General features: G+C 57.2%; 24 protein-coding genes and 1 pseudogene. 16 read left to right on the plus strand and 9 right to left on the minus strand.

All coding sequences use genetic code 11. The annotated features are described in order from the left end of the window. Nucleotides 1–19: 19 nt before the first annotated feature. From F4827_RS35125 to F4827_RS05180, 5 genes are all read left to right on the plus strand, one after another. Entirely contained in the window at nt 20–346 is a 327-nt protein-coding gene (locus F4827_RS35125; RefSeq protein WP_260174975.1) for a hypothetical protein, read from the plus strand. A gap of 11 nt (nt 347–357) precedes the next feature. Beyond that, nucleotides 358–1173, plus strand: a complete 816-nt coding sequence (locus F4827_RS05165) for a Sir2 family NAD-dependent protein deacetylase (RefSeq protein WP_183722440.1) — start codon at nt 358–360, stop codon at nt 1171–1173. Between the two features lie 566 nt (nt 1174–1739). Further along, nucleotides 1740–3263: a recombinase family protein gene (locus F4827_RS05170; protein WP_311672654.1), complete on the plus strand. Its 1524-nt coding sequence runs from the start codon at nt 1740–1742 to the stop codon at nt 3261–3263. Then, complete coding sequence (locus F4827_RS05175; RefSeq protein WP_183722446.1) at nt 3238–4164, plus strand: ParB/RepB/Spo0J family partition protein; 927 nt, start codon at nt 3238–3240, stop codon at nt 4162–4164. The genes F4827_RS05170 and F4827_RS05175 overlap by 26 nt, the downstream gene beginning before the upstream one ends. Next, nucleotides 4161–5060 (plus strand): plasmid partitioning protein RepB C-terminal domain-containing protein, encoded by a 900-nt coding sequence (locus tag F4827_RS05180; protein ID WP_183722450.1) that lies wholly within the window; start codon nt 4161–4163, stop codon nt 5058–5060. Before F4827_RS05175 ends, F4827_RS05180 begins: the two co-directional genes overlap by 4 nt. Before the next feature lie 75 nt (nt 5061–5135). Here F4827_RS05180 and F4827_RS05185 read toward each other — a convergent pair whose 3' ends face one another. Continuing rightward, nucleotides 5136–5339: a hypothetical protein gene (locus F4827_RS05185; RefSeq protein WP_183722455.1), complete on the minus strand. Its 204-nt coding sequence runs from the start codon at nt 5337–5339 to the stop codon at nt 5136–5138. A 17-nt stretch (nt 5340–5356) separates the two neighbouring features. Beyond that, nucleotides 5357–5926, minus strand: coding sequence for a site-specific integrase (locus F4827_RS05190; RefSeq protein WP_221303573.1), 570 nt, complete (start codon nt 5924–5926; stop codon nt 5357–5359). Between the two features lie 622 nt (nt 5927–6548). Here F4827_RS05190 and F4827_RS05195 point away from each other — a divergent pair. Beyond that, nucleotides 6549–6932, plus strand: a complete 384-nt coding sequence (locus tag F4827_RS05195; RefSeq protein ID WP_183722461.1) for a hypothetical protein — start codon at nt 6549–6551, stop codon at nt 6930–6932. Nucleotides 6933–6998: 66 nt separating this feature from the next. Next, complete coding sequence (locus F4827_RS05200) at nt 6999–7400, plus strand: hypothetical protein (RefSeq protein ID WP_183722464.1); 402 nt, start codon at nt 6999–7001, stop codon at nt 7398–7400. 271 nt (nt 7401–7671) lie between these two features. On the opposite strand, the gene F4827_RS05205 is transcribed toward F4827_RS05200, so the two are convergent. The 5 genes from F4827_RS05205 to F4827_RS05225 form a co-directional block, all read right to left on the minus strand. Continuing rightward, entirely contained in the window at nt 7672–8088 is a 417-nt protein-coding gene (locus tag F4827_RS05205; RefSeq protein ID WP_183722467.1) for a hypothetical protein, read from the minus strand. Then, complete coding sequence (locus F4827_RS05210; protein ID WP_183722470.1) at nt 8079–11066, minus strand: plasmid replication protein, CyRepA1 family; 2988 nt, start codon at nt 11064–11066, stop codon at nt 8079–8081. Before F4827_RS05210 ends, F4827_RS05205 begins: the two co-directional genes overlap by 10 nt. 176 nt (nt 11067–11242) lie before the next feature. Then, nucleotides 11243–11836, minus strand: coding sequence for a DUF4240 domain-containing protein (locus tag F4827_RS05215; RefSeq protein ID WP_183722473.1), 594 nt, complete (start codon nt 11834–11836; stop codon nt 11243–11245). Between the two features lie 84 nt (nt 11837–11920). Further along, nucleotides 11921–12694: an H-NS histone family protein gene (locus F4827_RS05220; protein WP_183722476.1), complete on the minus strand. Its 774-nt coding sequence runs from the start codon at nt 12692–12694 to the stop codon at nt 11921–11923. Nucleotides 12695–12841: 147 nt separating this feature from the next. Next, the gene (locus F4827_RS05225) at nt 12842–13666 is read right to left on the minus strand and encodes a hypothetical protein (protein WP_184123777.1); all 825 of its coding nucleotides are present in this window, start codon (nt 13664–13666) and stop codon (nt 12842–12844) included. A 141-nt stretch (nt 13667–13807) separates the two neighbouring features. Here F4827_RS05225 and F4827_RS05230 point away from each other — a divergent pair, with 141 nt between their 5' ends. Further along, nucleotides 13808–14074, plus strand: a complete 267-nt coding sequence (locus tag F4827_RS05230) for a hypothetical protein (RefSeq protein ID WP_183722482.1) — start codon at nt 13808–13810, stop codon at nt 14072–14074. Between the two features lie 323 nt (nt 14075–14397). Here F4827_RS05230 and F4827_RS05235 read toward each other — a convergent pair whose 3' ends face one another. Together F4827_RS05235 and F4827_RS05240 are read right to left on the minus strand one after the other, a co-directional pair. Beyond that, nucleotides 14398–16206: a recombinase family protein gene (locus F4827_RS05235; RefSeq protein ID WP_183722485.1), complete on the minus strand. Its 1809-nt coding sequence runs from the start codon at nt 16204–16206 to the stop codon at nt 14398–14400. 69 nt (nt 16207–16275) lie between these two features. After that, nucleotides 16276–16992 (minus strand): annotated as a pseudogene (locus F4827_RS05240) (ComF family protein); the annotation flags it as partial. On the opposite strand from F4827_RS05240, the gene F4827_RS05245 reads away from it, so the two are divergent. From F4827_RS05245 to F4827_RS05280, 8 genes are all read left to right on the plus strand, one after another. After that, nucleotides 16892–17173, plus strand: a complete 282-nt coding sequence (locus tag F4827_RS05245; protein ID WP_183722491.1) for a hypothetical protein — start codon at nt 16892–16894, stop codon at nt 17171–17173. The pseudogene F4827_RS05240 and the gene F4827_RS05245 overlap by 101 nt on opposite strands. Nucleotides 17174–17229: 56 nt before the next feature. Beyond that, nucleotides 17230–18234, plus strand: coding sequence for a methyltransferase domain-containing protein (locus tag F4827_RS05250; protein WP_183722494.1), 1005 nt, complete (start codon nt 17230–17232; stop codon nt 18232–18234). 274 nt (nt 18235–18508) lie between these two features. Further along, nucleotides 18509–18985, plus strand: a complete 477-nt coding sequence (locus tag F4827_RS05255) for a DUF2244 domain-containing protein (protein WP_183722497.1) — start codon at nt 18509–18511, stop codon at nt 18983–18985. A gap of 93 nt (nt 18986–19078) precedes the next feature. Beyond that, nucleotides 19079–20692 carry a cytochrome c oxidase subunit II gene (gene coxB / locus F4827_RS05260; protein WP_183722500.1) on the plus strand — a complete coding sequence of 538 codons (1614 nt, stop codon included), beginning with the start codon at nt 19079–19081 and terminating at the stop codon, nt 20690–20692. A 210-nt stretch (nt 20693–20902) separates the two neighbouring features. Next, nucleotides 20903–22516 carry a cytochrome c oxidase subunit I gene (ctaD, locus tag F4827_RS05265; RefSeq protein ID WP_183722503.1) on the plus strand — a complete coding sequence of 538 codons (1614 nt, stop codon included), beginning with the start codon at nt 20903–20905 and terminating at the stop codon, nt 22514–22516. 109 nt (nt 22517–22625) lie between these two features. Next, on the plus strand, nt 22626–22766 hold the full coding sequence (locus tag F4827_RS05270) for a cytochrome oxidase small assembly protein (RefSeq protein ID WP_221303599.1): 141 nt from the start codon (nt 22626–22628) through the stop codon (nt 22764–22766). A gap of 45 nt (nt 22767–22811) precedes the next feature. Continuing rightward, nucleotides 22812–23405 carry a cytochrome c oxidase assembly protein gene (locus F4827_RS05275; RefSeq protein WP_183722506.1) on the plus strand — a complete coding sequence of 198 codons (594 nt, stop codon included), beginning with the start codon at nt 22812–22814 and terminating at the stop codon, nt 23403–23405. A gap of 28 nt (nt 23406–23433) precedes the next feature. Beyond that, a complete protein-coding gene (locus F4827_RS05280; protein ID WP_183722509.1) occupies nt 23434–23658 on the plus strand; it encodes a DUF2970 domain-containing protein in 225 nt (74 codons plus the stop codon). Nucleotides 23659–23713: the final 55 nt, after the last annotated feature.

A 23713-nucleotide genomic window follows, 5' to 3' on the forward strand; every position in this document is an offset into this window, starting at 1 on the left:
TCACCATCGGAGTAACGCCATGTCCAATAACAACGATCAGTCTACGTCCGCCAACAATCCGTTTGCAGGCTTCCCCGTTCCCTTGATCGAACTCGGGCGCGTCGTTGTCACGCGTGCCGTACTCGAACACCTCGAACGTGAAGCCGCCGATATCTATCCGTACCTGCGTCGTCACGAACATGGCGACTGGGGCGACGTTACGCCGAAAGATGCCGAGGCAAACCTGTTGGGAGCTATCCACGGCGGACGCACATTCTCGGCGTACGAGGTCGCGGGCAAGCGCGTATGGATCATCACGGAAGGCGATCAATCCTCGACCTGTGTACTATTCCCGAGCGAATACTAAAGCGAAGACGAATGGACGTAACCCAACAAATCGAAGCCGCTGCCGAACTGATCCGAAACGCGAATGGCATCCTCATCACGGACGGCGCCCGTATGGGCCTTGATTCCGGCCTGCCTGACTTTCGCGGTGACGATGGCTTCTGGCGTGCCTACCCTGCATTGCGTGCCGAAGGTATCGGATTTATGGACATCGCCAACGGCGAAGCGTTCAAACGCGATCCGGTTCGGGCATGGGGCTTTTACGGTCATCGGCTCAACCTCTATCGACGTACCGCGCCGTACGAAGGGTTCAACATTCTGCGTCGATGGGCCTCCGCGAAAGAACACGGCGCGTTCGTTTTCACCAGCAATGTCGATGGTCAGTTCCAGAAGGCTGGCTTCGAAGCGAACCGGATTCTCGAATGCCACGGTTCGATTCATCGCCTGCAATGCACGCGGCCATGCTCACACGAAACATGGTCGGCAGACGATTTCCATGCCGAAGTGGATGAAGAGCATTGCGCACTGACATCGGCACTTCCGCGATGCCCGAAATGTGGCAGTGTCGCGCGCCCGAATATCCTAATGCTCGACGACGATGACTGGAATGACTACGCGATCCGGCGTCGGCGTTTGCGATTCGAAGCGTGGCTGGCGGGCGTCGAAAGGATGGCAATCGTAGAAGTCGGAGTAGTTCGAACCGCGCCGAGCGTTCACGGGGTTCCCGAGATGACCAGATCGCAAGTCATTCGGATCAATCGGCCTGCCGATGCGATTGATCCGAAGAGGGGTATCAATATCTGCGGTGGTGCGCTAGGTATCTTAAGGCAGCTGAGCGGATTCATTTGATTAAACGGTTGCTTGCCAGCACAACAGCCAGACTATGAAAAAGACGACCCCTCGACACGCAGCAAGAGCGAGGCTGCTTCGTTAATCAACGACACAGCTGCATTGATCGTTGATGAGCGAGAAGTGTCTTGTCCGCTAAGCATCGTGATCGTTGCTCGAACCGACGCAAACTGCTGCGAGAGTCGGATGAGGTGCAATCCACTCGGCCCCCTTACCGCCGACAGCCAATTTTGAGCGGTTCGCTCACTGGCGCCGGTCATGCGCGCCAAAGTCTTTACGGCATGCCTAGAGTTCCCCATCTCCTGCTTCAACGCAACAGCGATAGCAAAAGCATATTCGCTGTCGGAGATCCGCTTTAGCTCACTCGGCAAATTTCTGCGTGTTTCCCGCAACATCTTTCCGGCCTCCGAAAGTATATTGGTTAAGACCTCGACGCAAACGGTAACGCGATGTGCAGAAATTGAACGGCAGCGGTTTCCACAGTAACGGGGAACATTGTGAGCGGGAGTGGACGAAGAAGTCGCACGGCTGGAGAAAGTGGCGGGCAAGAACGTGCCGCCGCCTATGTGCGCATGTCCACGGAACACCAGCAGTACTCGACGGAAAACCAGCGGGACGTGATCTCTACATTTGCGGTCACTCGCAATCTGAACATCGTCAAGGTCTATGCCGACGAAGGAAAAAGTGGCTTACGTCTCGAAGGCCGCGATCAACTGAAGACGCTCCTGCGGGATGTCGAATCAGGCGAGGCGGAATTCAGCGTCATCTTGGTCTACGACGTCAGCCGTTGGGGCCGCTTTCAAGATCCCGACGAGAGTGCCAGTTACGAAATCCGCTGCAAACAGGCTGGTGTTCGCGTACTGTACTGCGCCGAACAGTTCGAGAATGATGGGAGCGCAGTCTCTAGCATCATCAAGAACGTGAAGCGCACGATGGCCGGGGAATATAGTCGTGAACTGAGCGTCAAGGTTCACGCGGGTCAAATGCGCCTGATCCAGCTCGGCGTGCGCCAAGGCGGCCCCGCCGGATACGGTCTGCGCCGCATGCTGATCGACCATACCGGTCTGCACAAACAGGAGTTGAACTCCGGCGACTACAAGTCTATTCAGACTGATCGGGTAATCCTTGTACCCGGTCCGACCGAGGAAACCGATACTGTTCGCTGGATATACAAGGCTTTCGTTGAGGAAGGGTTGACTGAGTCCGAAATCGCCGCTCTCCTCAATCATCAGGGAAAAACGACAGACCGAGGAAGAATTTGGACGCGCGGTACAGTCCATCAGATTTTGATCAACGACAAGTACGTCGGAGACAATGTCTGGAACCGGACATCGTTCAAGCTAAAGGAAAGGCGCGTTAAAAACCCTCCCGCAGCATGGGCACGGTCGGAGGGTGCTTTCGATGCAATCGTTGACCGTTTAATGTTCAACGCGGCCCGCCAGATAATACTCGCGCGTTCTTACAGGCTCAGCGATGCAGAGATGCTGACTGTGCTGCGCAAAATTCTCCTGCGACACGGCTATCTATCTGGAATTCTAATCGACGAATCCATAGATTGCCCATCGAGCAGCGCATTTTCCAGTCGCTTTGGCAGTCTGGTTCGCACCTACAGCTTAATCGGCTACACCCCGGACCGCGACTATCGTTACCTCGAAATCAACCGACGCCTGCGGGAATTGCACCCTAGCATCGTCGCCGAGGCGATGGACGCCATGTCAACAGTCGGCGCTGTCGTCGAACGCAACCAGTCCAGCGACCTACTCTGTGTGAATAGTGAATTTTCGGTCTCGCTGGTGCTATGCCGATGCCGCACAACAGATGCAGGAAGTAACCGCTGGATTATTCGGTTCGACACCGCGCTTAAGCCGGACATTACTGTGGCGGTGCGAATGGAGCCCGATGCCCTGTCAATTCGCGACTACTACCTGCTGCCAGCAATTGATGTGTGGACCAACAAATTGCGCCTCGAAGATCACAACGAATTCGGCTTTGATGCATACCGATACGACGACCTGTCGATGCTTGTTTATCTGGGTCGCCGAGTTCCACTACACGGAGGGCGACATGGATGGCAGCAGCGAAAACAGTAAGGCCGCTTCATTTTCACCGTCAACAAGGATCACCTTGATTTCGTCTGACCGACTAAGGGTACTGAATCCACGCACTCGCAACGCGCTTTTTTTCTCCCAACTAGTCGAGAACATTGCGATGGTGGGCCTTAAGAGGCCAATCAGCGTTGCCCGCGGTGGCAGCGATGACGAAGGAGACTGGTACGAAGTTCTCTGCGGACAGGGTCGGTTCGAAGCGTTGAAACATCTCGGCGAGACGATGATTCCCTGCTGCATCTTCGATGCGCCGCAAGTCGATCGCTATCTGATCTCATTAACAGAAAACATTGCCCGCCGTCGACACACGACCGAGGAACTGTTGAGTGGAATTCAAGTGCTTCGGAGTAGGGGATATAACTCCGAGCAAATCGCACGAAAAACCAATCTCGACGCCAGCTACATCACCAGCATCCTGCACCTGCTCGATAACGGGGAGCAGCGTCTGGTGCGCGCGGTAGAGAAGCGGGTCGTGCCGATTTGGCTCGCGGTTGAAATCTCCCGAGCTTCGAGTGAAGATGTCCAGAAAGCTCTACTCGAAGCCTACGAACAAGGGACGCTCAAGGGCGAGCAATTGCTGCGTGTGCGCAAACTGATCAGCAAGCGAGAGGCACTCGGAAAAACATATTATCCGAAGCCTACGTCAGTACGTGACGACGAGAAGCCGACACCACAGAAGCTGCTACGGATCTACAAGACGGAAGTTCGGAGGCAACAACTCAACATCCAGAAGGCTCGCATCCAGGAGGAGCGACTTTTGTTGATTACATCGGCGATGCGCCGCTTCCTGTCAGACGACCATTTTCGTACCCTTCTTCGCGCCGAGCGCATCGTCGATATCCCAGAGGCCATTGCCCGTCGCATTCCCCCGGAGATGCTGCCATGACTACAGTCAGACACGGATTCGATCCAACGATACTCGAAGTGCCTTTAGACTGCATCCATCCAATTTCGACGATCCGGTCGATAGTATTAGAAACGTCCAAGTTCCGAACTATACTCAGCTCGATCCGCGAACTGGGTGTTATCGAACCGTTGGCAGTCCATCCGTCGAGAGACCGCGAAGGACACTACGACTTACTCGATGGTCGAATGCGACTTGAGGCACTGAAACAGCTCGGACATGAAAAGGCTCGCTGCATGGTATCGCTCGACGACGAAGGGTTCACGTTCAATCGCCAGATCACGCGCATTGCGTCGGTACAGGAACATAGAATGATCCGTGCCGCACTTGCGAAGGGAGCCTCAGAGGAAAGGATCGCGCAAGTCCTCGATATCGATGTGAAGCGCGTACGTGAGAAAGCCCATTTACTCGACGGGATCGCACCAGAGGCGGCGCGCTTATTGAAGGACAGACAGGTCGTCCCTGCCGTCTTTGCGGTTCTGCGCAAGATGAAGCCGTTCCGCCAAATCGAAGCGGCAGAAATGATGATTGCAGCGAATAAGTTCACGAAGACATACGCGGAAATGATCCTCGTGACTACACGGTCTGATGCACTGATCGATAAGGCCAAGCCAAAGAAGCAGGAAGAGGTATCGCCCGAGGATATTTCCCGTATGGAAGCCGAGATGGAGCGCCTCCAGCAGGACAGCATGACAGTCGAAGACACCATGGGGGAAACCATGCTGTCTCTGGTCGTGGCTAAAGGGTTCATCACAAGATTGCTTCGAAACGAGAACATCCACGCTCATCTTCGGCAATACCATGAGGACCTGTTGACCAGCTTGACGACAACCCTCGAATCAATTGCCGCAGACAATCGAGCTTCGGAGCGAGAATAACTCAGCGCGGACACCACAGCGCACGCAGATGGCGCGCGCTGCCCGCCCGTTATCCGAGGAATGGCTCGGTTCAATTCAACGCATCTCAATCCCTAACGATGAAAACAGTTCCTCGACGGTCATAGGCTCGGACCAGAGGCCACGATCAGCGTTCAGTATCGCGAGTACGGTTTCATCGGAAAGCCCAGTATTGTTCGTCGCTGCGATTCGATCAAGCAATTCACGATAACGCCGCATCCGTTCGGCGCTCACGCGTTTGGTGCGTTTCTTAATCTTCATGATGATCACCTCCCGCGTTACAAAGCGTCGGCGCTAATCTGCTTCAACCGCACCGGGTTGTCTTCAACGTAGCGCGCTGTCATCGCAATCGACGCATGTCCCATGAGTGTCGATACGGCCTTGATGTCTACACCCTTTTCGATCAAGGTCGTCGCGAACGTGCGCCGTCCCGAATGGCTCGATGCACCTTGCAATCGAGCCTTCGAATACATGCGCTGGAACAGCTGCTGCAAAGTGTTCGGCGTGAACTGCCCGCCCTTCTGCGAACGGAATAGCGGCGCATCGTGATTGAACGCGATGCCATCGATAATGCGACGCTCATCGAGATAGTCGCGGATCGCGTCGGCAACTTTCGGGTTCGTAAGGTAGGCGTGACGTTGTTTGTTGCCCTTCGTCATCGAGCCATCAAGATTGATTTCGTCCGGCAGTTCGCCATCGACACTGAGCACATGGCGGATTCGAAGTGCCGCCATCTCTTTCGCGCGTAGGCCGAGTCCGAACGAGCAATACAGAAGAGCGATGTTTCGTTTCGCATGGGCTTCTTTCTTCGCTGCGTTGACGACGCGACGGAACTCCGATTCGGTCAACACCTTTGCCTGACCTTCCCGCACAGATCACCCCCGACAATGTTTATAAAGTGTTCGAATGTCGAACTTTATAAACATTCTATCCAGCCCTTGGGGCCTCGTACACTGGCAGGATGGCTCAGGCGTTCGGAATGTTTACCTTTTGTATTTAGTAAACATTCCGCCTGATCGGACAGGCGATATTAGCAAATCGAAGGCCAGCCGCCCAGATCGCCGCCTAGGCCATTCGATTAGGCCCGGCCAGTTATTCCTATCAGGTCTGCCCGGACGATCCCTAACGCCGCATCCTATAGATGATGATGCAAATGCGATGAAGGCCCCGGGCAACAGGTGGCCAGTTTCGGCTGATGATTGAAAAAGCTGTCCCAGTGACCAAAGATCTTCAATTTAAGAACGCATCGTTGCGTCTGCATCGAAACTGTCTCCTGTTTCCGTTCGCTTCGCATGGGCGAAATTAGCAAACAAGTCGCCGTGGTCGTGACCAATGTGCGCCTCCGCACACTTCATTGAAGCAACATCGATCTTCCGCATGCAAATGAAATCTAGGTTTCCTAAAGTTCATCGACGGTATGGCGACCATAACAACTCTGGTTAATCATCCGTAACAACGCGGAGCGGTGCCATGAAATACAGACAGTTTTTGGAGGATGGTTACGGTCAACTTTCAGCGACTCGTCTTGCCTTTCTTGTTTGGGTTCTTGGCTCATTCATCGTAACGGCGCTTATTGCCGCTAAGACGAATACGTTCACAATCGATCAGAACGTAATGTACCTGATCGGAATTCTCATGACAGGGAAGGTCGCGCAGAGCTTCAGTGACAACGACGGACCCGGCACTGGCACTCCAAAGCAAGTCGATAGCTCTGCTTCTGAAAAGCAAGTTGACCAAGGTGCAGCCACCGGCGCTCGCGCGCTCCCTGCCCCTGCAACGAATACAAATATCGGAGCGAAGACAGATCCGGCTGATGCTACAAAGATACGGGAAGAGGAAAAGGAGCCGGGATGACCGGATGGAGGACGATATAGGGAGTTGGGCTAAAACTCAACAGAAATTTGCGACTAGGAGACAAACATGGCAGCTGGAGACGCGAAGCTGGTACGCGCATCAATCACTTTTTTCACCCACAACGACAATAAAGACCACGATACCGTGCTGAATGTGCTGGTGAAAAACAAAGTGAGCATGTTTCTAAGTGAAGATCTCGCAAAGGGGGAAAATCTCGGCGGCGATCAGGAGTTCAGTGATCCTTCCACACATCAGTTCGATCTATCGCTGCTTTCAACCACCACCACCATTGCGGACTTGAACGTCCCCGTCGTGAATATTCACATCCAGCCTAACGGACACGACCGGTGGATTTTCGACTACACGTTGGCGCTCGCCTTCGACAACGGAAAAACGTTTTCATCATCAGAAAGCGGAATCGTCCTTGATCAGGACAATCGTGACCACACCGGAGTATTCCAAGGTTGATTCTCGGCGACCCGAACGGCGGAGACGGCTCAATGGGGGTCTAGTGCTGCGCATGCCATTCGTTATAAGAATGGCTGCGCGGTCTAGACAGCCCGTTTTCATGCGATCAGCCCGTCGCCTCCTCGTCCGTGCGGCGGCCCGGCAGCCTTCGGTGTCAACTCACGTCCACGATAGCTTTACACACACAGATGGGAGTTGACACCGACTCGTCCCGGCGCAGGATTTCCCTCAGCAGGCCACCTCGCGGTGTCAACTCCCATCCACGATAGCTTTACACACACCGAATGCAGTTAGCACCACCGGTCAGTGGTAAGCCAGCTATATCCTGCTGTCCTGCCTCTATCTGCTCGGCAATTCGTTTAAGCCTCGCTTCTTCTTCGATTGCCCTTCGCTTCCGTTCGTTCGCCAGTTCGTCCAGTTCCTTGAGCGAAATCCTTTTCGTAGGAATTTTGAAGTCCAGACGTTTATACGGCTCGATCTTCAGATCGATGGATAGGATGACAGAGCCATTGAGATCGTTGCCGTCGAACTCCTTTGCACGAGTCTCCATATCGATTGCCTTCGCCAAGCCGTCGATGAATTTGCGCGTAATTTCCTTGATCGGCTCGCTCCGATTCGAACCGGTAGAACTTGCAACACGAATAAGCTGCAAATCTTCCCACGACACACGGCCCAATTTCACTTCCATAGCGACTCCATGACCTTGGGATGCAATCCCTTTGCTTTCGTGCGACGTGCTTTCTCGCTCGGCGTAAGAATTTCGATATCCGGTACTACGCCGACCTCGGTTCTCATACGGCGATCGATGATGGTCTTGATCCGAGTCCAACTGGTTTCCTCAAGCCTGTAGAAGTAGCCAGTGTCCTCACCCTTCTTGTTGCGACGCTCTGCTTTGCCGAAGGACAGACCTACGAGATCGACGAGGTCGTCCAACTGGCTCTTCGCCTTGTTGGCGACATCGCCACGCACGCTAATGTCGAAGAGCGCTTCGAGCTTCCCCGAAAGCTCTTTGCATTGCTGCGCAAATGCACCCAAGGACTTCTGAGACACAGCGACATCGAATCGGAATGCGCCGTGATCGTCTACGATGCCCGCCGCGTTGAACAGCTTGAGCAGCACGTACTGCTTTGCCGAACTGCGCTCAGTATCAGACGCGAAGTAGTCCCGTTTGTGATCCCACTCGGTACGCTCACGAAGGTGATCACGAGGCGAAAGATATACCTCCATCAAACGAACCTTTTTGCGATACCGGCCACCATCATCCAGAATTGCCAGATCGGGCGTAATCTCTTCGCGATAAAACATTTCAAGCGCCTTCCGCTGCATCGCCAATTCCTCATCCGGCGACAATTGCACGCCCTCATCCTTGCGCTCGCGAAAGCGCTCAAAGGTGTCTGCCGACATGGGTGTGACGTCGCACAACGAATCGATGTAATCGGCCTTTACCGCATCGCGTGCCTTGTCCAGGATGACACTCCCAGACTTCCGAAGATCGATGTCAGTGGCAACCGGAATGATTTCCCATCCGTTACGTTGGCGCAGTTCGATGAAGTTCGCCTTTAATCGATTCTTCGACGCACGCGCAACTGATTTGACGTTCGCGTACATCTCAAGATATCGCTCGTCCACTTCGAACGTACCGTCAGCTTTATACCCGGTGAACAGTTCGTCAAGCTCCTCGCTGTCTCGCACCTCTTCACGAATCACGCCGGGGTCAGTTTCGAACGCGAAGCGTTCGGGCGTGACCCAGACGCGAATCTCTTTCGGCTTACGCACGCGAGACAACTGCTGGTCCATGTCGAAGTGCGTATTGATGCGCGCACCGAAGAATCCGAACACGGTATCGATATGGCTGTCGCCGTCCTTGAACGTGATATCGATGCCGGTCCCCATTGTCGGCGACGCAATCGTCACGTCATACTCCAAGATAGCGGTATCGATCTCCCTGACGAAAGCGGCGACTTCCTGAGTTTTGACCGTCTTCGACGTGACCAGCATGACCTTTTTCGTATCACCGAACTTGTCCCGCAGCATCCGCGCCAGTTGATCGGCACGCCCCCGCGAATTGGTCGCAACGTAATAACGGCCACCACGCTCGACGGCATCCACCATTTCCTGAGACAAATGCTTGTCATCGTCGTACACATAGACAGGACACACGCTGTCCTTGTACGTGTTCACATAGAAACGGTAGTCGGGGTCATTCCTGACCGTGTCGCAGATCGTGTTGACCGTAATCGGACCAAGATCGGCGTCGGATACGATTACCGAGTCGGCCTTGCCGAGATAGAACAGAAACGATTCGAAACACTTGCGGCGCTTGCGTGCCAACGTCTCACCGGTCAAGTGCGAAATAACTTGCTCGGCCTCATCGATGATTACGACCTCGTAACGATGCTCGGCAGGTTTCAACAAACGGCCCATGCTGTCGAGACAAATCGCGTAATAGCTGGTCGGACGATTATTGCGTTGACGCTCGCCGTCGAAATAGTAGTAGCAGGTCAGCCCGAGACGATCAGCCAAGCTACGCAGCAGCGTTTGCCGATGGCCGATCAAGAGCACGGTCTTTCCTTCGACGCGGCACTGCTTCACCACGTCTTCGAGCCATTTCGATTTGCCGGTTCCCTTCGGGCTTCGCAAAAACGTTACGCCGCGCTCAAACTGCATGTTTGCGTCAGACACGTATTGCTTCGAAAAAACAAAGTGTCGCCGCACATCTACGCTCGGATCTGCCGGTTCACCATCCTCGATGCGTCGTTCTTCATCGTTCAAAAAGAAAGGATCTTCGGAGACCCGCAAGTCCCGAATGATCTTCTCCGCAAGGTAGAAGTCGAATTTTTCGTGCTTCTTCCATTGCGTCGGCGCAGGCCAGAACGAATCCTTGCACGCATGGCAATAGACGCCGTTGATGCCGTTCCGGTTCGTGATCACCACTGCACTGGGACGACGGTCGCGATGGTTCGGATTCGGGCATCTCACGCTCAGCTTGGCATAGGCATCCTTGAGCGGGACATCGCTGCCGTTTGCCGTAGTCACCATCTGATCGACCGCGAGAGCAATTGTGGATCGCTGCGCCGTAGCTTTAGCGCCCGAACTCCGCTTGTCACCACTCGATTCCGAAACGCGCTGAGCTTTACCGAACTCGATCAATGCTGCCAGGCGATCATTCGGCATTACCTTGCCGATCACAACCGGATTCGAGCCCTTCGAGCCGAAGAACATGCGGCAAGCATCCGTACATGCCGCGTCGCCGCCAAACATCCTGACGACACCGGTATACGCGGCACGCATTTCGAACTTGTCGGTGATGGTGTGCGCCAGCTGAAATACGATGCGCGCGCGGTGATCCGCTTCCGTATGGCTCGGCGTCGGATAGACGACGCAAGCGTTCTCCATGACGAAAGGATCGCTCAGAATTTCTTCCAAGCGCCAGCCGTTGTCGATATCGACCGCCAAAAGATTCGTTCCGAGGAAATGCTTCTCGTCACGCCAGCCGTCATGCTGGGCGCAAAATGCGTGGCCTTGATTGATGTGATCGGCGAACTCTTCCGGAGTCAGTTCGACGTTTTCGAAACTGGATGCCGCGATTTTCCAGAGCGGAGACTTTTCGCCTTCGATTTTATTGATGACGTGCGGGTTCACCGCAGTTATTACTTTATCTGCCATTGTATTTCCTGTCTGATTGACGGAATCGTGGCGGGACGATTCCGCTTCGCTATGTGGTGAGGTCGAGTTACCAGATCGACCGTCGCGAAGGTCAGCAGGAGGCCGTCATTTCATTGGTAACGGCGCGAAGCGGTGACGACCGCCCTGCTGGCTTGCGACAGGTCTATTTATTGTGGTTATGCGGCGATCCCGCCGATAGCAGCCCACTGGGCAAGTTGGCATTCGTACTGCTGGGAGGACAGATCAGTCAAACGAGGCAGACGCTTACGATTCTCCTGCTCGTCATCGAAGTCCCACGATTGGGTCTGCGGCTTGCGCTCGAACAACTGACCGTCGATGTGCAGTTCGAACACCTCGCCGCGCTTGTATCCATACAGATAGTCGTAAGCTTCTTCTACGCTCAATCCGGTCTTTTTCATGTACGCATCGGGAGCAGCATGTCCAAACGATTCGTTTCGGATATCCCCTTGTCCCCACAGGCAAACCAAATCATCCGGGTTCTTCAGAGCGAGTTCATAGACCGCACGACCTTTCGAAATCAATCCACGACGAAAGTATTCGAATCCATCGTCGCTACAGCCTCCATTCAGAAGATACGCCGCGCACCACATCGTCTCGCTGTACGCATACGCTTCCAACCGACAGAAGACGTAAAAAAACTCTGCAATATCTTCCGGCGACAGTTCGGAGAGGAGATCTTCAAGAGCCACCTCGGGATTCACGAAATCCTTGCACTGATCAACAATTTCCCAAAATTTATCAATGTTCATACTCACTCCTGTATTAATTTATATTCGGTGTACTAAGCGACTGTCGCTCATGCACACCGATTCGTTGCGTCTTATCGACGTGGTTTAGTTGAGATTCGAAACGAGAGCTGCGACGGGCACGTTCGAAGCGGCGTGCGCTACATCGACTACGGCCACGCTCGCTACGGTCATCGACGCGCCGCTCTCGGACTCCGGACGCTCGATGCTTTCCCTCACTTCCGGTGCGCCATTCGACGCCACTACCGTTTCGTTCGAAGCCGGATTCTTGGCTGCAACGAAATCGTCATGCGCTTTCGATTTGTTCTTCGTCGCGGCTTTGGCTGCATCTTCGGCGGCTTTCTTGGCAGTCCACTCCGGATTCTCATAGCGCGGATCGTTCTTCGTTTCCGGAGTCAGCCAACCCGGTAGGCCACCTTTGCCCGAATGCTTTTTGCCCGACACGGGATCGCGATAGCGGGGAATCGAAGGTGCCTTAGCCTTCTTCGGCTGCGGTGCGAAGCCCAGTTGCTCGGGCGTGATGTTCAGTGCATCGATCCACGCCTTGATTTGCGGAATGGCGATTTCCTGCTCTTTCTGGAGATTTCTTTCACGTTGCTTTCGAACCTGCTCTTTCATCTGTTCGATGCGGGCGACTTCGGCATCGAACTGAGCGAGTTGGACGTCGAACTGCTGGAAATTGTCCGAAAATAGCGATTTGACGCCTGCCGCTGCCTGCGTTGCGGGTACAACCACCCCGGCTTCGCTCGGTGCGAATCCGACTGCGGTTTGCTGGTGGTCGACGTTCGCGGACTGCGAAGCCGCTTCGAGTGCGGCGGGCGTTGCGACGATTTCGGCGTCGAGCTGTTGGTAAGTCTGCATAGATCCTCCGATTGGGTTGATGGTTTCGTATCGGGCAATCTCCGCTGTTTCGTTGATTGCTTACGATGTAGCCATTTTTCCAATCGGAAGACTTCGGCGGAACGAACAGATCAAATCTGGAATCGCCATCTGATCTGTTCCTGGTCCCTACTTCTTTGGAAACACCCCATGAATGGTGTTCGCGACATAGCCATCGAACTGCGCCTTATACCGCGCGATCTGCTTTTTGAACGAATCCAGTTCCAGCATGCTCAGCTTGCCATTCCGCAGACGCTCCTCCTGATCGGCCTCCAGCTCCCAGTCAAAACCTAGTTGGGTCTTCAGTTCGAGCGCCATGACTTCGAGCGCTGTCCCTGCGTTCGAATCAGGAAACCAAACGTGTTGTTGCGCCGCAGCATGCACATAGAACGACTTCTTTACCGTCTGAAAGGTTCTCTGGTCGATGCGGCCTTCCGGCGCGTACAGTTCATATTTGGGCTTCGGTGTGGTACGCAGATCGGCGTAGTTCTGCTCGATGAACTCCGTGACGACTCGCAGCAGGTCATTCTTAGACACGGCGGCTGGGATTTGGATGGCGATGGCCCCGCGTTCAACATCGGCAGAACGGGAGAGCGTCTTCACCGCTGGTTCATTGATAAAAAACAGGTGCCGCCGATCAAACAGCCATTCTCGCCACGACGATTCGTTCTTGTACAGCCGCTTGCCGAGGTGGATGTCACCCCAGTCCTCGTACAGTTCGGCGATGCGTTCGAACCGGCTTTCCAGCATGGAACAAATGGCCGTGTCGCCATTGCGGCGGGCTTCGCAGTACGCCTTGTAGTCGGCGTTTTCCTTAAAGTAGCGATACCACCACCAGAGCCAGTCGCTCGCAGTGTCGTTGATCGTGAAATCCGGCTTCGTTCGACCGTCAGCGGATTCCGACGAGTAAGTGATTCGGAACATCGATGCAATCTGCTCGGAATTCGCTGCCACGGTAGCTTCAACGCCCAAAAGACATCGAATCTAGCGCAGCAAGCTTTCGATAAGCAAGGGCGGAGGCTTGAAGCGCTGCGGAGAGCCCCGATAAATACCGACACAGGCTCGAACTGTATCGGGCATCAAACCGGAGACAATATGGACGAATTCGAACGACTACAGGCAGCGATTGCCGAACACAAAAGACGCTGGAAGGAAAAGTACGGCTGGTATGACGTGCCGCGAGAGTACCCGACTATGGAAGAGGAAATGCGCCGCGAAAGGGAATTGAAGGAAATTCGCGCGACCAACGCATACATTCGAAAGCACATCCGGAGCGCACCGGACGCCTACGACAGCAAAAACGACGATTGGTCATTGCTCAACCAGAACCCTACGTCGGTCGATCGTTGCGCCCACAAGTAACCGGCTATGGGAAATTGTCGGTCGTTAGAACAGCCCTTCGCGACCGTTCGAAGGCGCTGCAACTCAGGATCAAGCCAAGGTCGGCGCGTTCTGCGAATTGCGTGATCCCATGTCGCGGTGTCAACTCATGATCAACAATAGCTTACAGACAGAAAATTGGTTGACACCGGTGGCCCACATGCCGAGCTATCGTCAGCCCATCTGCAATCGCGGTGTCAACTCGCGACCCCGATACTTATCACACCAATAGTTTTGTTTGCACCGCAGACTCGCTGCTGGGCTAACAGGACAGCAGTCGAATCGTTCGCCCATAGCGAAAGTCCTCAGACCTTCGATGTGCGACTCGCAATGTTGACGATGATGCTTTGCGGATCGTCGTGATCGGGATAGATCGAGCGAACGCCACCGGATTTTCCGTAGATATTAAAATGACGGCCCTTGGATGCGTTCGGATCGTACCGTCCACGCTTGCCCTGTCCTAGTCGCTTCGGCGCTGTTCGATGGGTTTCCGCCAAATATATGTCGGCGCGTTTTTTTGAATATCCTTGTGCGATCAAACTGTCGCGCCGTTGATCGATTTCCGCCTGCGTATAAATCGTTCCTGCTGGAAACACGTCGATTCGATGGATCATGTGGCGAAGATGTTCGGCTAGGGCCGCACGCACATCGAAGCGCGTCTGTTCATCCATCGTATTCATGCGTTCAATCAGTGCACGAACGTCGGCGACTTTTTCCGCACGATACTGCGAAGACGTTAGCGCAATACTCAACTGCTTGTCCAATTCGTCTAGCGCGTCCGTTTTCTCAAGAAGCTGAAGCTCCAACTCTCTGATTCGAGTGAGAATCGTCATGGGCGTATCGCCCATTTCAGCGAGCGCCGTCAAACGATTCAGCCTTGTCTGGATGTCATCGACCTCAGCTTTTGCTGCCGCCACTAGCTGGTTAAGCGAGAGCGTGACGTTATTCGATTGCGCGTCTATAGCCTCATCGCGAATAAAATTGTCGAGCTGCACACCCTGACAGAAAGTGAGGAAGCTAGTCTCGAAGGCCGTATATTCCCACTGAACGCCATAGCAGTTATGACCGCGTCGTGCACCATCGCAGCCGAGGGATTTCCTCATTGGTCGAGGCGTGCCGTCTGCCTTGTTGCTCCTAGCACTGCCGAGCATGACGATGCTACTTCCGCAATAACCGCACTTTACGAGGCCGCTGAACAGGTTAGGGACATCATTTCCCTTCCTCGCCTTCCCGCCGCTGTCGGTCCGTCGCCCTTGGCGTATCGACTGAAGCAGAAAAAAATCCTCTTTCGTAATGATTGCCGGGAAATAGTCTCCAACAGGGTCTCCATCCGGGATGGTCTTCCCTTCAACCCGGGTGTGCATCTGGAACGCGCCATAGAGCGCATGGGATGCCAGAATTTTATCGACCGATGATGCTTGCCATCCCTTAGCCGATTTCGTGAATGTCGGAATTTCCTCTGCATTCAGTCGCTTGTTTATTGCCGTATTGCCAAGACCGCCGCGCGACCAGTCAACAATCTTTCGTACAGTTTCGACCCGTTCGGGAATGAATTCGAACCTGCTACGGTCTTCACTTAGGCGCATCCATTGTGGGCATCGAGCGGTTAGCTTCTTCTCTTCGATCTTCTCTCGCTTGTTGTCCCAGACAGCCTTCAGCCGACGACTCTTCATTGCAGATTCTTCATGCGCCCGCGCCATGATGGAAAGCGAGCCAATCAGATTGCCGAAGTTGCTCCGAAGGCTCTCTTGGCTATAAACCATTCGGTCGGCGAGCGTCACTATCGTGATGCCCTGTTTCAGGATGTCGGAGAATACGGCGAACGCATCCAGCACTTCCGCGCGCGAAAGCCGGTCCAGCGATTCCACAAGCAAGAATGAACCGGGTTCAACGCGACCGCGTTTGATAGCTTCGAGGAATCCACCCAATGCGCCGCGAGTGACGTTGGAGCGATCAAACGCAGACAGGCCGAGATCCCGGAAATGCAAGGTGGTATCGAGGGTCAGGCCGTGCTCTTCGACGTAGGCCTGCGATATCTCAGTTTGCCGCCGCAGCGAGTCGCCTTTTAGCTGATCTGGTGTGGAAAACCGGACATAGGAGTAGGCCGTCGGCAAGGCTGCACCTGTTGATGGGGCTGGATGGGGTACACATTATATCCAGCCCTGTGTAATATGTACTCATGTACCCGATGTTATTACATCGTCGACCACGCCGATATGCAGGCCGCGCAGCGCGCAGTCGCCGTCCTTTAGCGCAAACGCGCGGCCCACGTTGCGACGGCGCGTATCCCGGTCGAGCCGCGATTGCGCCGCCGTGTGCAGCGTGCGACGCACCAGCGTGGCGTCGGCGCGCGCACCGAGCGCGCGGGCGAGCGGCTTCGCGATCTGCCACGCCTGGTTATAGCCGCGCGCGATCAGGCGTTCGCGCGAGAGCGGCACCGGCACGATCAGCGTGGGGGCGTCGGCGGGATCGAGCGCGTCGTCGGCCGCGCGGGCGAGGCGTCGGGCGAATTCCTCGCCAAGCCCAAGCCGCGCACGAAACTTCAGGCCGCGCGCGAGTGCGTCGAGCGGCGCGCGGTAGTCGGCGAGCGCGACGGTCGCGTCGAAGGCGGGCGGTGCCTTCAGGCAAGCGTCGCAATGACGTTGTCCCCCGCGAGGTCGCCCTTGATGGCTGCGACTGCTGGAAAGCGGCAGCGCGCAGACCGCGCAGCGTAGTCGCGCCTCATTCCAGTACGCCGCGTCGCAGGCTGCGCAGAGCACCGTATCCCACTTGCGAAGGCCGCCGCGCGGGCTTGCCGCAGTGCTGCGCAACCTGCGCGAGCGTCGCGGCAAATTGCCGCATAATGGGCAGGCACTGGGCAACAAAGTGGCTAAGGAGTTCGGTAGCAGATCCGACAGCACTAACTGGACGAGCCGCGGCCAGCGCTTGCGTGCGTCACCGCCGTCACGCCACGCGCGCATCGCCGTCGTCCGGCAAGCGCGTTGCGCATGCGGCGACGGACTGGACGTCTCTGAAGACGTCGTCGATGGTGGCAAATCGGACGGCGGCGGCATCGTAGGACGGCCCAAAGCGGGCGAGTGAACTGAAAGGACAGGAGTGAGCGAGTATACTTCGCAGACTTCGCCAATACGACCGACATGTCCCCGTCTCACCCCAGACCCGGCCGTCCGGCCTATGATCCGCGCTATTTGCAGCGGATTTTCGACCGCCGTGCGGCGACTTTCGACGAGGTTGCGTTCCTGCCGCGCGAAATTGCTGAGCGCATGCGCGAGCGCCTCGAATACATCAAGGTTAGCCCCTCGTGCGTGCTCGACCTGGGCTGCGGCCCAGGTGACGATCTCCCCGCGCTGCGCGAGCGCTTCCCCGAAGCGCCCGTGTTCGGTGCCGATCTCTCTTTCGCGATGCTGGAGCGCGCCCGCGCGCACGATGCGGGCGACACCAGCTGGCGGCGCTTTCTGCCGGCTTCCATCGGCCGCGCGCTCGGCGCACGCAGGCCGCGTTTCGCGCAGGCGGATTTCGCCGCGCTGCCGTTTGCGCATGGCGCGTTCGAGCTGCTGTGGTCAAATCTCGCGCTGCACTGGCATCCGCGTCCGGACCTCGTGTTCGGCGAATGGCAGCGTGTACTCAAGGTGAACGGCCTGCTCATGTTCAGCACGCTCGGGCCGGATACGCTCAAGGAACTGCGCGGCGCCTACGCCGAAGTCGAGGCCGCGCACGGCGCGCCCATGCCGCCGCATGTGATCGATTTCGTCGATATGCACGATCTTGGCGACATGCTGGTCGAGAACGGTTTCGAGATACCGGTGATGGATCAGGAAACGCTCACTGTCACGTACAAGACGCCGGAAAAGCTGCTCGCCGATGTGCGCCGCTGGGGCGCGTATCCGTTCGCGCGCGCCTTTGGCGATGCAGGTGAGGCGGGCGAGGGCAATGCGCCGGGCGCGTCGCGACGCCTGCACCGCGCACTGTTGGCCGCACTCGAAGCGCGCCGCCTGAGCGACGGGCCGAACGCCGGCACCATCCCGTTGACTTTCGAGATCATCTACGGGCACGCGTGGAAAGCCGTGCCGCGCACGACCGCGGAAGGCCACGGCATCGTGCGCATCGAAGATATCGGCCGAGGTTCGGCAAGGAATCGGTGACGTAATAAGGGGGCTTTCGTTATGCCTGAAATTAGCGCCTGACAAGCCCTCAAAATACTATTGAAAAATCGCTGGAAGGCCCGTCGATATTGGGTTTCCGGCCGATTGAGCCTTGCTTGTGGGGGCTGGGGATCGCGCCTATAATGCGTCGGTCTGCAGGCGGCGGGGCGGGATGGTTTTTCGTGCAACGCCGCCGCGCCTCCAGATTCTCCTCAGTTGTGCAAGGCGCAAAGCGGCGATAGTCTGAGGATGTTGCAGTGGGGGGAAACGAGCGATGCAGACATCTGATCTGCTGGCGAGTCCGGCACCGGTCCTCAAGGACTGGACGATGAAGCGCAATTGTTCGGTTTCGCCCAGGCAATTCGTGTTGTTCTATTTGTCGCTGGCGCTGGTCTCCATCGCGATCGCCGTTCTGCTGTTGATCCACGGCGCCTGGCTGGTTTTGCCGTTCACTGGCATCGATCTGTTGGTCGTTGGGGGCGCCTTCGCCATCTATGCGCGCCATGCTGTCGATTACGAACGAATCAGGCTTTATCCGAACCGGCTGGTGATCGAGCAGATGAGCGCCGACGCGCTCACACAGTTCGAATTCAATCCCCGCTGGGTCCGGGTCGAGCCGGGCGCCACCCCACGCGACCCGGTGCGTCTCGTGTCCCGCGGCCAGGCGGTCGCTGTCGGGTTGCATTTGCCGCAGTATCGGCGAGCGCAGTTCGCGCGGGAACTGCGCTCGTGGCTTGCGCGCGCGATCTGAATTTATGCGCGGCGTGAGTCATTCACGACGCGGCGTGTGCGCCCCCAGGGCGCGACCTGGTTGCAAAACCTTCCTGCGGGGTCGAGGGTTTGAATGGAATTTATGGGTAAGGAAGCTATGAAAACAATCAAGCGAGCCCTACAGGGCGTGCTGGCGTGCAGCGGACTTGTCTTCGCCGGCGCGGCACTCGCAGTCGGAGACAGTCCAGGCGGCCCAGCGGTCAACGAGATCAATCTCCAACCCCCCGTCACGCGCATCGCAGAAGAGCTTTACAACCTTCATACGATGATGCTGATCCTATGCACGGTGATTTTCATCGGCGTATTCGGCGTCATGTTCTATTCGATCTTTGCGCACCGCAAATCGAAGGGCCATCAGGCTTCGCATTTCCACGAAAGCACGACCGTCGAAATCATCTGGACGATCGTACCGTTCATCATCGTCGTGCTGATGGCGCTGCCGGCCACAAAGGCCGTGGTGGCCATGAAGGACACCTCCAACGCCGATATCACCGTGAAGGTGACGGGCTATCAGTGGAAGTGGGCCTATGACTACGTGAAGGGGCCGGGCGAGGGCATCAACTTCTACTCGACGCTTACCACGCCGCGCAGCGAAGTGAACGGCCTCGCGCCGATCACCGATACGTATCTCCAGGAAGTCGACAACGCGCTCGTCGTGCCGGTCAACAAGAAGATCCGCGTTATCACGACGGCCAACGACGTGGTGCACTCGTGGTACGTGCCAGCGTTCGGCGTGAAGCAGGATGCGATTCCGGGCTTCGTGCGCGACACCTGGTTCAAGGCGGAGAAGGTGGGCACCTATCGCGGCTTCTGCACGGAGCTGTGCGGCAAGGAACACGCCTACATGCCGGTGGTGGTCAACGTGCTTTCGGATGACGACTACGCCAAATGGGTGCAGACGCAGAAGGCGAAGATGGCCGCGGCCAACGACGACCCGAACAAGACCTACACGATGGCCGAGCTCAAGGAGCGCGGCGAGAAGGTCTACGCGTCGAACTGCGCGGTGTGCCACCAGCCCACGGGCAAGGGCGCGGGCGCGTTCCCGGCGCTCGACGGCAGCAAGGTCGCCAACGGCCCGATCGCCGGACATGTGAGCATCGTGCTCAAGGGCAAGAACGCGATGCCGTCCTGGGCGCCCACGCTCAACGACGTGGAAATTGCTTCGGTCATCACATTCGAGCGCAACGCGTGGGGCAACCACACGGGCGACATCCTGCAGCCGCGTCAGGTGGCCGATGCGCGCAACGGCAAGCTGCCCGAAGGCGGCGGCACGATGGCTGCGGCGGGCGCGAGCAGCGATGCCGCAGCCAGCGCGCCGGCTGCGGCGGCCAGCGGCGCGGATCAGGCCTCGGGCGCGGCGCAAAGCAGCGCTTCGCTGCCCGCAAGCGTGTATTTCGAAGTGGGCAAGAGCACGCTGCCGGGCGACGCGAAGGACGCGATCCAGGCAGCCGCGGATTACGCGAAGGCGCATCCGGACGCGAAGTTCACGCTCTCGGGCTACACCGACGCGAGCGGCAAGGCCAGCGCCAACGCCGACCTCGCGAAGCGCCGCGCGCAAGCCGTGCGCGACGCGCTGAAGGCCGCGGGCATCGCCGAGGATCACATTATTCTGAAGAAGCCGGAAACCATCACTGGTGGTGCGGACGCGAAGGAAGCGCGCCGTGTGGAAATCGCCCCGGCTGCATAAGCTGCAATCTGGCGGTTGCACAAGCAGTCCATAACGAATCTGATAACAAGAAACTCGCAGTACGCTGTAAAAAAGCGGGCACAAGCAGCGACAACGCAAGCGCGCCAACACTGCAGTAAGAGACGCAAAGCAATTTGCTTCAGCAACTAAATTGCATGGGGCCGTAGTCAGGCGGTAACGCGCCAATTCCGGCCGACAGGAGAAAGAGTCATGTCTAGCATCGGACACGATGTAGCTGGGGGGCACGGTCACGTGCATGGCGACCACGCCCACGCGACGCCACACGGCTGGCGCCGCTGGCTGATGGCCACCAACCACAAGGACATCGGGACGCTGTATCTGCTGTTCTCGTTCGTGATGTTCCTGTCGGGCGGCGTGATGGCGCTAGGCATTCGCGCCGAGCTGTTCGAACCGGGTCTGCAGATCATGCGCCCCGAGTTCTTCAACCAGCTCACCACGATGCACGGCCTGATCATGGTGTTCGGCGCGATCATGCCGGCCTTCGTGGGCTTCGCGAACTGGATGGTGCCGCTGCAGATCGGCGCATCGGACATGGCATTCGCGCGCATGAACAACTTCAGCTTCTGGCTGCTGCCCGCCGCAGCCTGCCTGCTGGTGGGTTCGTTCTTCGTGCCGGGCGGTGCGACCGCCGCAGGCTGGACGCTCTACGCGCCGCTTTCCACGCAAATGGGTCCGGGCATGGACTTCGCGATCTTCGCGGTCCACATCATGGGCGCCTCGTCGATCATGGGCGGCATCAACATCGTCGTCACGATCCTGAACATGCGCGCACCGGGCATGACGCTCATGAAGATGCCGATGTTCGCGTGGACGTGGCTCATCACCGCCTATCTGCTGATCGCCGTGATGCCGGTTCTGGCAGGCGCGATCACCATGCTGCTGTTCGATCGTCACTTCGGCACGAGCTTCTTCAATGCGGCTGGCGGCGGCGATCCGGTCATGTACCAGCACATCTTCTGGTTCTTCGGCCACCCCGAGGTCTACATCATGATCTTGCCGGCGTTCGGGATCGTGTCGCAGGTGATCCCGGCGTTCTCGCGCAAGCCGCTGTTCGGTTATAGCTCGATGGTGTACGCCACGGCATCGATCGCGATTCTCTCGTTCATGGTCTGGGCGCACCACATGTTCGCCACCGGCATGCCGGTGACGGGGCAGCTGTTCTTCATGTACGCGACCATGCTGATCGCGGTGCCGACGGGCGTGAAGGTGTTCAACTGGGTCGCTACGATGTGGCGCGGCTCGCTCAGCTTCGAAACGCCGATGCTGTGGGCCGTGGGCTTTCTGATCGTGTTCACGTTCGGCGGTCTGTCGGGCCTGATGCTGGCGATGGCGCCGCTCGACATCCAGTATCACGGGACTTATTTCGTGGTGGCGCACTTCCACTACGTGCTGGTGGCGGGATCCTTATTCGCGTTGTTCTCAGGGTGGTATTACTGGTCGCCGAAATGGACCGGCTGGATGTACAACGAGATGCGCGGCAAGATCCACTTCTGGTGCTCGCTGGTGTTCTTCAACGTCGCGTTCCTGCCGATGCACTTCGTCGGTCTCGCCGGGATGCCGCGTCGCTACGCCGACTATCCGGCCCAGTTCACCGACTGGAACCAGGTCATCACGATCGGCGCATTCGGTTTCGGTCTGTCGCAGGTGTACTTCCTGTTCTTCGTCGCGCTGCCCGCGTATCGCGGCGGCGGCGAGCTGGAAAAGGCCGGCGACAAGCCCTGGGATGGGGCAACCGGTCTCGAATGGACCGTGCCGAGCCCGGCGCCGTTCCACACCTTCGAAAATCCGCCGACGGTCGAATAAAGACCGTACATGCAACGCAGCCGCGGTATTCACGCAGGAGCGATTCACGATGCAGGGAATGACGCCGATCGCGATAGATGATGAAGCCGCGGCCAACCGTACTGCCAGCATGACCCGCAATTCACAGAAACAACGCACGCCCGAGCAGATTCGCGCGGGCAACCTTCGGCTCGGCCTGATTCTGCTGGCGGTCGCCGCCGTGTTCTTTCTGGGCGCGGTCGTGAAGCAGCTGTACTTCGCCGGACACTGACGCGCCGTCGTTTTGCGCGTCGGGGCGGCACTGAGAGGAAGTCCGATGTCCACGCGGCACACCGTGAGCGACCGGAAAACCGACCGTGCTTTTAACCGCTCGATGCTGATCAAGCTCGTGGTGGTGGCGCTCCTGATGTTCGGCTTTGGCTGGGCGCTGGTGCCGATGTATCGCGCGATCTGCGAAGTCACAGGCGTCAATAACCTCGTGCAGCGCGACACCACGGCGCGCGAGGCGCGCAACACGCAGGTGGACATGACGCGCACGATTTCGGTCGAACTGGACGCGAACGCGCGCGGCTTGCTGGGCTTCAGGCCGGAGCAGAACAGCATCGACGTGCATCCCGGCGAAGTCATGACGGTGATGTACGACATTTCGAACAACGAAGGACGCACGATCGACGCGCAGGCGATTCCGAGCTACGCGCCGAAACAGGCCACCGAGTATTTCCGCAAGATCGAGTGTTTCTGCTTCACGCAGCAGACCTTGAAGGCGAATGAGACGAAGCGCATGCCGGTGGTGTTCGTGATCGATCCGAAGCTGCCGAAGGACGTGAAAACGATCACGCTGTCGTACACCTTCTTCGAGCTGAACAAGCCGGCCGTTCCGGCGGCGCCGAAGCAGGCAGCCGGAGTGTGAGGCTTATGAGGTTCATGGGGCCCAAACGATGAACGATGACAGCGGCGCAGGACCGGCGAAAGCCAGGAAGGGCAGCGTGCTGCAACTGGTGAAGGCCGTGGCGTGGTCGTTCCTTGGCGTGCGCAAGCGCGCCGACCTCGAATCCGACGCCGCGCAACTGCATCCCGCGGCGCTGATCGGGGCGGGGATTCTCGGCGCGATCCTGTTTATCGTTGTGTTGCTGCTGATCGTGCACGCGGTAGTCGGCAAGTAGTCCAAACGAATAATGTAGAGACCCCGGCAGCGTCCGGGAGCAACTGGAAACTGGA

It is taken from the genome of Paraburkholderia bannensis, assembly GCF_014200455.1.
GTDB lineage: Bacteria > Pseudomonadota > Gammaproteobacteria > Burkholderiales > Burkholderiaceae > Paraburkholderia > Paraburkholderia bannensis_A.